The sequence below is a fragment of the Clostridium sp. CAG:265 genome (assembly GCF_000436575.1).
Lineage (GTDB): Bacteria > Bacillota > Clostridia > Clostridiales > Clostridiaceae > Clostridium > Clostridium lentum.
The window spans coordinates 19,519-31,675 of record NZ_FR886638.1 but is presented as its reverse complement, the minus strand read 5'-3'; the positions used below and the strand labels follow the sequence as shown (position 1 = coordinate 31,675).

The following is a 12,157-nucleotide window of genomic DNA, read 5'->3' as shown; positions in this document are numbered from 1 at the left end:
CAAATCATCAGTTTATTTAATAATGATCCTGAATTAACTACATTAGCAATAAAAGGAATTAGAATATATTTATTAATGATGCCTGTAGTAGGAATAAATATTGTTGCCACAAGTTACTATCAATCAATTGGTAAAGCTAAAATATCTATGTTTGTAAGTCTTTTAAGGCAAGTAATATTATTAATTCCATTTACAATAATCTTACCTAAGTTTATTGGATTAGATGGTGTTTGGGCAGCGGGCGCTTGTGCTGACTCACTTTCAGTTATTATAACATTAATATTACTTAAAAAAGAATTTAAACAACTTGATAAAATGCAGTTAGAAAAAATTGCTTAGTTGTACTATATTTTAACTACTTTATAATTACATTATATACAAAAAGGGAATTCAAATACGAATTCCCTTTTTTAGCTAGTATTAAATATTCTTTTAATACAACCTCTTTATAATATATCTTAATTATTTAAAATTATTTCTTCTTTTTTCTGAAAGATAGAGCACTACCAATAGATAATGATAATAATCCTAACATTGTTAAAGAACCTTCAACACCTGTTTGTGGTAATTTTGTTTGTGATTTTTTATCTTCAGAATTACCTATATTTGAGTTTCCAGTATTAGGCTTAACCTCTACATAATTATTTGAATTATCTTTATCCACAGTTTCTGAATCATTTTCATTTGGTTTATTATTATCACTACTTACATCATCTTTTTTATTATTACTTGAGCCATTGGTAGAATTATTTGAATTTGGTTTATTGTTATCTACATTCGGCTTGTTATCTTCATTTGGTTTATTACTATCATCACCTGGTTTATTATCTGTATTTGGTCTATCTTGTTTACTTCTTATTCTAACAGATACATTAACATCTTTGTAACTATTATCTTCATAAGTTACTCTAACAATAACAGTATGCTCTCCCACAGTAGTTGGAATATCTCCTATTATTTCTTTTCTTATATTAACTGAATTATCACTTATTGCAATATTATCTAAAATAACTGACGCTAAATCAATTTCATCATCGTAGCATTCTAAGTTACCATTAATCACTTCTGCTGGATATATTTCATTTTGTGTTGGTAAAGCTTTAGTTCCTTTATAAATAATAGTTGGAACCATTTCTCTAATAATTTCTTGATTTATTATTGGATCTCCTACTGGTTGTCCTTTATTTGTTTTTTGAATTGTTGTTACCTTTTTAATACCAGCTTTTCCTTCTACTCTTTTTTCTTCTCCAATATATAAATTAGGATCTTCTATTACTTTTTCTATAATTGGAATTTCTACATTGTCATCCACTTTAACAATTTCATCATAAATCTTTTTAGTTCCTTTGTAAATAACAGTTGGAACCATTTCTCTAATAATTTCTTGATTTATTATTGGATCTCCTACTGGTTGTCCTTTATTTGTTTTTTGAATTGTTGTTACCTTTTTAATACCAGCTTTTCCTTCTACTCTTTTTTCTTCTCCAATATATAAATTAGGATCTTCTATTACTTTTTCTATAATTGGAATTTCTACATTGTCATCCACTTTAACAATTTCATCATAAATCTTTTTAGTTCCTTTATAAATAATAGTTGGAACCATTTCTCTAATAATTTCTTGATTTATTATTGGTTCTCCTACACGAACACCATTTTCTGTTCTCCATATCTTAGTTGTTCTAATACTTCCTGATATTCCAGGTTCTGTACGTGTTTCATCTTCCCATAAATTTGAGTCTTCTCTATTAATAACTTCTATAGGAATCTCTGTTTCTGTTACTTCTTTATCTTCTGATACAATAACTTTAGAATTATATATAGATGTTGTAAAATCATTAGTATTTACTAAATACCATTGTAAAATCTTTGTTTTTAATTTTTGTACTTCTTTTACATTCTGAGCCATTGGTTGTGAATTAGTTTTATTACTTTCCATCATCTTTAAATCTTTTTCTACTGCTTCATTCATTAACTGTTGTAATTCTTCATAATTTTTGAAGTAGTCTGTTTCTTTTAAATCTGATAGCTTATCAATTCTACGTTTAAACATATCCTTTTTAAATTCAGTTAAGCTTCCATTATATTTAGAATCTAAAATAGCATTTAATGCTTCCTTATCATTTGAATATTTATTAGAAACATATGAAACCATACCTTCACTATATCCATATTCAGCTAATAATTCATATGCATATCTTTTAAATGTTATCTCCCCTGTTGAACCTTCATCATTTTGAATACCTGCATATATTGGCTCTAATAATGGTGCAACATAATATCCATTTTGCTCAGTTGTTCCTACAGTTGCATTACCTTTAAATTTTAGTCTTCCTGATACAATATTTTTTTCAATTAAATCATCAATTGTGTTTAAAGTACTTGCAATACTTTCATCTATATGCTTAAATGTATCATTGCTTTTATTTTCAGTATTAGGAGCTTTTTCTGGTGTTAATTCCAATTGATTAAATAATATTGCTTTTTCTGAATTAGTTCTTCTTAATGATGATATTGCTTCAGCATAATCTAATGTATATATAACATCCATTAATCCTTGCATATAATCTTTTAAGTCAGATTCTTGCATAAATCTATTAGGTGAAGCATTTTGTACTCTTCCTTCTCCTAACTTATATGCTAAATTTAAATTAAATATTGGCTCATATTCAGATAATCCAACTGTATTATTTAAACTTTCAAACATTCCTGTAGCAAAAGTTTCTGCACCTTTACCAGTTCTCCTACCATATCCGTTAAGCCAAACTTTTTTATCTAATAAATGTGTTAATTCATGTGTATAAGTAGATTGTCCTCTATCAGTTAATGTTTTTGATAAATATAATTTAACTAAATTATCTCCTGATGCTTCTCCATCTACAAACATATAATTAGAATAAAAATCAAGAGGAGTAATAAACTCACGAACCCCACTTAATGTTTCACCATACTTAGGAGCCCATAAATCTCTTGTACTTCCTTCACCATATTTTCTCATAGTATCAATTATAATAATATTATTTCCATTTAAAAGTGTATCTCTCTTATTACTAATACGATACCAAAAATCTAAAAATTCTTCTTGCTTATTAGCTGTTTCTTGTAAATCAGCTTCAAATTTTCTTTTTGACTCATTATAATTACTTTCTTTTCTATCAACATATGTATCTACCAACCCATAACTCACTGTGCTCATTGTGCTAATAACATAAATATTATCTTGACTAAGAGATAATAATGGAATTAAATGATCACTTAATTTAGGATCATTTTTCATTTTATTGTAAAAAGAAGTATCTACATTTTGATTACTACTTTTAGCTTCAACAATATAAGCATTACTTCTATCTTTAAACCACTCACTAGCACTCATAGCTGGATAATATTTATTTAAAGAATTTTCTATAAAATCAAAAATAGTATTATCTTTAGTAATTGGTGCAATTTTCTTTTCATAAGTCTTTGCAGTATTTTTAAGCTCTAAATCTGAAAAACTCACTTCACCTATATCCATTAATGCTGAAAATCCACTTAAACTTTGTGGATAATTATATAAAATTAAATCCTTTGCAACTTCACCTTTAAAATCAAAACTATAATTTCTCTCTAAATAAGATAATGCTATTAATATTTCATTTCTTTTACTAATAATATATTGAGATGAAAAATATGGGTCATTATCAAATAACTTCTTTAATATTGTATCTAAATTATTTTGCACATATTCAAAGCTTTTTCTTAAATCAAGTTTATCCATACAAAAACTTTTAAGACGTTCATTTATTTGATCTTGAGTTGGTTCTACTCCTAATTCTTTTTTTAATTGATTTTTAACATCTTGTTTATCCCATAATGAAACATATGGATTTAAAATAGTATATAAATCATCATATTTAACTTCTTTAAAGCTTTGTTTTACTTTTTGAATTTTTTCTTCTACAGTTTCATTAAAAGCATATTCTTCAATAGCTTCATCTTCTTTTTCATCAATAACTTCATCTTGAATAATGCTTTCAGTTATAGATGTTTCTTCTTCTACAAAATTTTTATCTAATTCATCACTTACATAATCCTCTTTTTGTGTAATATTTTCACTTAAATCTTCATTTGTAGAGTATGTTTCTTGTATAGAAGTATTTTCATTGATTAAAATAGATGCTGAAGCTATTTCTGTAAAAAAACATACTGAAACTGCCACTGAAACTACTCCAAAAGAGTATTTTCTAAGAGCATATTTAATTATCTTCTCACCTTTATTTAACGATAATTTTTTCATTAGTTACCCCCCTAATATAATTCTTTAATATAATTCCTATAATACACTATTAATATCTTTTAATAAATATAGTTATATATATATATCAGAAAATTCAATATTACATTTCTCTATAAGACTATCTTTCTGCATTAAAGGATTATATATTTTTTCATTTGTTATATTTATCGGTAAATAAAATGAAAACTGAGTACCATTATCTATATTATCTAAAAATATTTCTCCTCCATGCATTTCTATAAACTTTCTACATAAAAATAATCCTATACCACAACCTTCATTTTTCCTATTTAACGAATTATCTCCTTTATGAAATCTTTCAAATATTTTTTCTCTATCGTTAAATTCTATATTGGAACCATAATTTTTAACAGATATATATACTCTATTTAATTCTACATTTGTCTTTATTTTTATTTCAATATCTGTATGGAGCTGAGAAAATTTAATGGCATTAGATATTAAATTAAGCATAATTCTTTCAATTTTATCTTCATCACAAGCTAAAATTATTTCTTCACTATCTGTATCAAAAATTATATTTCTTTTCTTTTCACTTGCATATAATACAGTAGACATAACTATTTCTTCTAAAACACTAACAATATTACAATTTACTAAGTTCAATTTATCTGAATCACTATTTACTTTCGTTATATCCATAACATTGTTCACCAATCTCAATAATCTATATGAATTTTGCTTTAATATGTTTAAATATTCTTTATATTTTTCATCGCCTAATGGCTTATTATGTAAATTCAATAATTGCACAATAGCAAGTATTATATTAATAGGAGTTCTAAATTCATGAGACATATTAGATAAAAATTCCACCTTCATGGTTTCTAATTTAATAAACTCTTCTAATTCCCTTTTCTTATCGGTTATATATTTAATTTCACTTTTATTTTCCATCTGTTTAACTATATATCCTATTTTACTTAAAGTTTCATTTAAATAAGATTCCTCTTTAGTAAAACAATTTTTACTTTCATCATAAGTTATTACTACTAACCCAAATAATTTATTCGCTAGTTCTATATGCCTAATTTCTAAACTTTCTTTTTTTTCTTTAAACATTTCTAATTTATTATATATTTCTTCATATTTATCTTTAATAATTTCTTTACTACATAACTTATTTTCTATTTCTTTATTTATATGTATATCTACATTAAAATTATTTTCTTCTTCATTTTCGCTTAAATAAAATTTAAATTTCTCACTATCTTTATCATATAAAAATATAGATATATTCTTATATTCAACAATATTTTTTATTTCTTTTAACAATAAATGAATAGTTTTTTTAGTATTATATCTTTTTTCTTCATGTATATTTAAATAACTCATTAAGTTTGATTCAATTTCTAATTGTACATTCTTATCTAATGATATCTCTCGTGCTACTCCTCCTATAATTTCTTTTTTATTCTCTTTATGTAAAATAAATTTATATACCTTATGCCATATTTCATTATCATCTATTTTACTATACTCTTCATTATAAATATCAGCTTTTTTCTCTATAACTTCTATATCTGTTTTATCACATTCCTTAGCAATATCATATTCTCTAAATTCATAATCAGTTTTTCCTATTATTTCTTCTTTACTAATCCCTAACTTTTCTGCACCTAATTTATTTATGTATATATATTTTTTTTCATCATCTTTTAACCATATTTGATAAGGTAATTTATCTAATATTTCTTCCAAATCTTCTATGGTATAAAATCTTGTTATTTTATCCTTTACTTTCATTTCTAAATTCCCTCCAATTATCCTCTATTCTAATATTATTATAATTTTATAAATAATTCCATAAATTCCTCATTAAAAATAATACGAATTTTGTAAGAACTCTATCCTTATTTTTTATATACTTGTATAAAAAACATATAAAAAAACGAAGGATTTCTCCTTCGCTTTTTTATATGGCCCATTTTTTGTCCCCAGTAAAAGAAACATTTAGCCATTTATTATAATCTATATGTTTTATCGCATCATAAACTTTTTCTCTAACACAATCCATTTGATCTAAATCTTTTAATTTACTTTCTTCATTATATATAAAATCTATTTCAATTCTTAACTCTCCACCAATTTTTGATACTCTTGATATTGAATCTTCAAATTTATATTCTTTCTCAATTTCTTTTACAATAAAATATATATCATCATTGATTTCATCATTTGCTTTTACACATAATATTTCCTTAAAGGAATTTATAAAAGATTGTATAGGCATCTTTATGAATACAACTGATACCATAATTACCATCATTGGATCTATATATACATTGAGCCAAGAAAACCTTGTATTTCTAAGAATCATAGCTATTACAAAGCCTACCAATACACCAATACTTAATAAAGTATCCATAAGCCATTGACTTGCTTCAACTTTAACCATTTCTGAAGAAATTTTTTCACCTTTTTCCTTCATAAAAATATATACACCACCGCACCCTACAACTGATACAATAGAATATATTAATGCTGAACCATATTCTACACTATTTCCGCCATTCACTATATCCTGTATAGCTCCTATCAAAGAATATAAACACATTCCTCCTATGATAAGTGATTTTAAGGATATAACTAAAGGTTCCAATATATATTTGCCAAAAGGATATTTATCTAATTCCTTCTTAGCCATAAAATTATTTATATATAAAGACAACATTGTTAACGCTAAACTGATAAATGAATATAATCCATCAAATATAATCATTTCAGATTGTACAGTTCATCCCCATGCTATACCAAATAGTGCAAAGAATAACGCACCTACCATTGATATTTTTAAAATTTTATTTTCTAGTTTCATTATCTTCACCTCTATTCAAGTTTTACTCTATACAAATATAATACGCTAAATCATCACTCTTGGTAATGATTAAAATGCTACCTTTTTACAACTTTATCCTTATATTCAAGTTTAATTTTTTATATCAAAAAGCATAAATGTACTTAAATAAAGATTAAAATACGGTATTATTATTAGTTTTTTTCTTATTTTTATATTATATCCTACTTAATATAGACATGTCTTTCAATAAAAGATGTAAGAGTGTTATATTGTTACATCTTTTACACTTTCATATTATGGTATACTATTCATAGAATATTATTACATTAACACAGGAGAGATATAAATTATGAATACATTAATTGATTTATTTTTCACTTTCTGCCGAATTGGAGGATTAACTTTTGGTGGTGGCTATGCCATGCTTCCAATGATTCAAAAAGAAATTGTTGAAGAAAAAAAATGGGCTACCGAAGAAGAAGTTCTAGATTATTATGCTGTAGGGCAATGTACACCAGGCATAATCGCTGTAAACACAGCAACTTTCATTGGCTATAAAGTTCAAGGAATAATTGGTGCAATAGTTGCAACATTAGGAGTTGTTTTTCCTTCCTTAATAATAATAACTATTATTGCGGCCTTATTAAAAAACTTTGCAAGCTATGCCATTATACAGCATGCTTTCTCTGGTATACGTGTAGTCGTTATTGCCTTAATTATTAGCGCCATATTAAAACTAGCCAAAACATCTATTAAAAATTCTATAACATTAATAATTGCTATTTTGGCATTTATCTCAGTAGCATTTGTAAACTTATCACCAATCTATATAGTAGTTGCAGCTGCATGTGTTGGATTAATATCAAAATTAATAAGGGGTAGAAAATAATGATTTATATAACTTTATTTTATGAATTTTTTAAAATAGGATTATTTGCCATAGGTGGAGGTCTCTCTACACTTCCTTTCTTATATGATCTCTCTGAAAGATACCCTTGGATAACTACAGATAGTATTGCTGATATGGTTGCCATCTCCCAATCTACACCAGGTCCACTTGGAATAAATATGGCTACATATGCAGGATATCAAGGTGGTGGTCTTTTAGGTGGAATTATTGCTACCATTGGACTTATTACACCATCAATAATTATAATTATTATAATTGCTCATATTTTAAACAAGTTCAAAGAAAGTCCTTATGTGGAATCTGTATTTTATGGCTTAAGACCTGCTGTTACAGGCCTTATAACTGCTGCTGGTTTTGCAGTATTTAAAATCACCATTCTTAATATGTCAAAATTTAATATTACAAATAAACTTTTAGATATCATTAACTATAAAGCTACACTACTATTAATAGGTATATTTGTAATAATGAAATATTTTAAAAAACACCCTATTTTCTATATCTTCTTAGGAGCACTAGCAGGAATATTATTTAAAATATAACTATATATAATAAAAAAAGAACTATTTAATATGATTGTTCATTGCAAAATAACTTGAACACTCATTATTTAAATTAGTTCTTTTTTTACTTTTCTCTTATTTAAAGTTTACATTTTTTACATGCAATGTTATATTATTAACATGTGTATATACATATGACAACTGTATGAGAGAGGTAATTTAAAATGGACTTAAAAAAAGAAATTAATTTATTGAAAACAGAAAAAAACGCTTTAATATTGGCACATTATTATCAGCGACCAGAAATTCAAGAAATAGCTGATTATGTAGGGGACTCGTACTATTTAAGTAAAATTGCGAAAGATAGTCCTAATAAACTTATAGTATTTTGTGGTGTTAAGTTCATGGCTGAAAGTGCAAAAATACTTTCCCCAGAAAAAACTGTACTTCTTCCAGCTCTTGATGCTGGATGCCCAATGGCTGATATGGCTGACGTAGATGGCTTAGTAGAACTTAAAGAAAAACACCCTGATGCTGCTGTAGTATGCTATATCAACTCAACTAGTGATGTAAAAGCTCTTTGTGATGTTACAGTAACTTCATCAAATGCCTTAAAAGTGATTAAAAAGCTGCCTCAAAAAAAAATCATCTTCCTTCCTGACAAAAATCTAGGAGGATATATTGCAGAACAAATGCCAGAAAAAGATTTTATATTATGGAACGGATTTTGTGTTACTCATAAAAAGATTAGTAGTGAAAACATATTAAAATCTAAAAATGCAATAAATGATATTGTTGTTTTAGCTCATCCAGAATGTGAAAAAGAAATTAGGGATTTAGCAGACTATATAGGAAGTACAGGTGAAATGATAAACTATGCTACTAATTGCCCTGCTAAAAACTATCTTGTTTGTACTGAAGAAGGGATTCACTATGAATTAAGCAAAAGAAATCCTGATAAAAACTTCTATTTCCCTGGTACAAGCACCCTATGTCCTAATATGAAAAAAACAAGGTTAGAAGACATTGCTAACGTATTAAAAAATAATTGCAACGAAATAACTATAGAAGAAGAGGTTAGATTAAAGGCTTTAAATTGTTTATTAAATATGCATGAATTGGCTAGGTGATATATATGAATAAGATAATTAATATTGATACTGATATTGTAATAGTTGGTTCAGGAATTGCCGGATTATATTCTGCACTAAATATTCCTGAAAAATATAGCATAACTATTGTCACAAAAAAAGCTCTAGAAGATAGTAACAGTGCCTTAGCTCAAGGTGGAATATGTGTTTCTAAAGGTGAGTATGATATTAAACCATATATTGAAGATACTTTAAAAGCTGGTAAATATGAAAATGATATAGACGCTGTCACTACTTTAGTTAAAGAGTCAAAAGAAAACATAGACAAGCTTATTGAGTATGGAGTTGTTTTTGATAAAAAACATGGTAATCTTTGTTATACAAAAGAAGCTGCTCACTCTACCAATAGAATTCTTCATGTCAAAGATGAAACTGGTAAATATATAATGGAAGCTCTTTGCCAAAAGATAAAGTTAAGAAAAAATACTCTTATTTTAGAAAATACATTATGTGCAGATATAATTGAAAATAAAAACAGCTGCCATGGAATAATTGCACTAAATAATAATATTCAATATAGTATTCATTCACAATTTGTCATTATGGCTACAGGCGGAATTGGTGGATTATTTAAAAATTCTACTAATAAACGTCATATAACTGGTGATGGACTTAGTATTTGTAAGAAACATAATATTAAATTGAAAAATTTAAACTATGTGCAATTCCATCCAACGGCCTTATATATTAAAGATTCAAATGACAGAAGACTTCTTATATCTGAGAGCGTCCGTGGAGAAGGTGCTTTAATAAGAAATAAGAAAGGTGAACATTTTATAGATGAACTACTTCCTCGTGATGTGGTTGCTAATGCAATTTATGCTGAACTTAATTCTTCTAACGAAGAATGTGCTTATCTTGATTTAAGCACTATGGAACCTAAATATATCAAGAATAGATTTCCTTATATATATAAAGAATGTTTATCTCATGGTATAGATATTACTAAAGAATATATTCCTATCCATCCAGTACAACATTACTTTATGGGAGGAATAGAAGTTGACTTAAACAGTAAATCTTCCATGGAAAAACTTTATGCCGTTGGAGAATGTAGCTGTACTGGAGTTCATGGAGCCAATAGGCTTGCTAGTAATTCTTTACTAGAAGGATTAGTATTTTCCAAGCGTGCTGTTAATGATATACTAAGCAAATTTACAGAATATCAAGTACCATATGAAACTGAAAGTTTTAAAGCTTCATCTATGAAACTAGCTGAAACAGAGTTATTTAATACTGCTATTAATTTATTTAAAGATGTGATTGGAGAAAAGAAAAATGAATTGGTTAATTGTTGATGAAATAATTAAAAATGCACTTAAAGAAGATATTCCCTCTGAAGATATAACAACCATTCCCATTGTAACTGAAGATAGCCTTTGTAGCGTAAATTTAATATCAAAAGAAGATGGTATTTTAGCCGGTGCTGAGGTCTTTGCAAGAGTTTTTTACTTACTAGGTGAAGTTGATGTTTCTTTTAATAAAGAAGATGGAGATATATTAAAAAAAGGTGAAATAATAGCTATCATCAAAGGTAAAACAAAAAATGTACTTTTAGGAGAAAGAGTTGCTTTGAACTTATTACAACGAATGTGTGGCATAGCAACTTTAACAAATAATTTTAGCAAAAAACTTATAGGAACCAATGCTAAATTAGCTGATACTCGCAAAACTACTCCTAATCTTAGGATTTTAGAAAAATATTCAGTAAAAATTGGTGGTGGAATAAATCATCGATGTAATTTATCTGATGGTATATTGATAAAAGATAATCATATTGATGCTGCTGGTTCAATTACTAATGCTATTAATTTAATTAGAAAAAACTCTTCCTTTGTAAGAAAAATTGAAGTTGAAACTGAAAACTTAGATATGGTTAAAGAAGCATTAACATGCAATGCTGATATAATAATGCTAGACAATATGTCTATAGATGAAATGAAAAAATCTGTAGAAATTATTGGTAATAAAGCTATTATTGAAGCCTCTGGCAACGTAAATATGGACACTATCCGTTCTATTGCAGAAACAGGAGTAAACTTAATATCTGTAGGAGCTTTAACACATTCATACAAATCTTTTGACATAAGTATGAAAAATTTAATTTTACTTTAATACATTTTTAGTATACAACTTAATATGATAATATTAAAAAAGATATTGTTACAATATTAACAATATCTTTTGTTTTCTTATGGAATTTTAGTATTTTAATTTGCCTTAAACAGTCTATTATATTTTTATATTTTATTGAATTTTCAGTAAATTCAAACTTCTAAAAATAATATTTATATTTATTTTCTATAACCACTAACTCTAGTATTTTCAACGGTTTTATGGTTTTTCTTTTTTTTTAAAATCGTTTAAATTTCTATTGCATTTTTCCAATAAAAGTGATATATTTTATTTAACAACTATTATTAATTAATAGTAATTTTTTCCAAATAGATTGTGTAACAATCGTTAAATTTTTGTATAAAAAAGAGGGGATCAAAC

The 12,157-nt window shown here is 26.3% G+C and carries 9 protein-coding genes; 6 read left to right on the top strand and 3 right to left on the bottom strand.

What is annotated here, in order from left to right:
- On the top strand, positions 1–339 hold a 339-nt coding region (locus tag Q5O29_RS09815; RefSeq protein WP_302632091.1), incomplete at its 5' end, for an MATE family efflux transporter.
- A 133-nt stretch (positions 340–472) separates the two neighbouring features.
- Here Q5O29_RS09815 and Q5O29_RS09810 read toward each other — a convergent pair.
- The 3 genes from Q5O29_RS09810 to Q5O29_RS09800 all read right to left on the bottom strand — a co-directional run bounded on the left by Q5O29_RS09810 (position 473) and on the right by Q5O29_RS09800 (position 7,019).
- On the bottom strand, positions 473–4,276 hold the full coding sequence (locus Q5O29_RS09810; protein WP_022212770.1) for a ZmpA/ZmpB/ZmpC family metallo-endopeptidase: 3,804 nt from the start codon (positions 4,274–4,276) through the stop codon (positions 473–475).
- A 72-nt stretch (positions 4,277–4,348) separates the two neighbouring features.
- The gene (locus Q5O29_RS09805) at positions 4,349–6,043 is read right to left on the bottom strand and encodes a PAS domain-containing sensor histidine kinase (protein ID WP_022212769.1); all 1,695 of its coding nucleotides are present in this window, start codon (positions 6,041–6,043) and stop codon (positions 4,349–4,351) included.
- A 169-nt stretch (positions 6,044–6,212) separates the two neighbouring features.
- Positions 6,213–7,019 (bottom strand): cation diffusion facilitator family transporter, encoded by an 807-nt coding sequence (locus Q5O29_RS09800; RefSeq protein WP_022212768.1) that lies wholly within the window; start codon positions 7,017–7,019, stop codon positions 6,213–6,215.
- A gap of 427 nt (positions 7,020–7,446) precedes the next feature.
- On the opposite strand from Q5O29_RS09800, the gene Q5O29_RS09795 reads away from it, so the two are divergent.
- The 5 genes from Q5O29_RS09795 to nadC all read left to right on the top strand — a co-directional run bounded on the left by Q5O29_RS09795 (position 7,447) and on the right by nadC (position 11,776).
- Positions 7,447–7,986, top strand: coding sequence for a chromate transporter (locus tag Q5O29_RS09795; protein ID WP_022212767.1), 540 nt, complete (start codon positions 7,447–7,449; stop codon positions 7,984–7,986).
- Positions 7,986–8,549 (top strand): chromate transporter, encoded by a 564-nt coding sequence (locus tag Q5O29_RS09790; protein WP_022212766.1) that lies wholly within the window; start codon positions 7,986–7,988, stop codon positions 8,547–8,549. Before Q5O29_RS09795 ends, Q5O29_RS09790 begins: the two co-directional genes overlap by 1 nt.
- Before the next feature lie 185 nt (positions 8,550–8,734).
- Positions 8,735–9,640 carry a quinolinate synthase NadA gene (gene nadA / locus Q5O29_RS09785; RefSeq protein ID WP_022212765.1) on the top strand — a complete coding sequence of 302 codons (906 nt, stop codon included), beginning with the start codon at positions 8,735–8,737 and terminating at the stop codon, positions 9,638–9,640.
- A 17-nt stretch (positions 9,641–9,657) separates the two neighbouring features.
- Positions 9,658–10,959 (top strand): L-aspartate oxidase, encoded by a 1,302-nt coding sequence (locus tag Q5O29_RS09780; protein ID WP_308779208.1) that lies wholly within the window; start codon positions 9,658–9,660, stop codon positions 10,957–10,959.
- On the top strand, positions 10,940–11,776 hold the full coding sequence (nadC, locus tag Q5O29_RS09775; protein ID WP_022212763.1) for a carboxylating nicotinate-nucleotide diphosphorylase: 837 nt from the start codon (positions 10,940–10,942) through the stop codon (positions 11,774–11,776). Before Q5O29_RS09780 ends, nadC begins: the two co-directional genes overlap by 20 nt.
- Positions 11,777–12,157 lie beyond the last annotated feature (381 nt).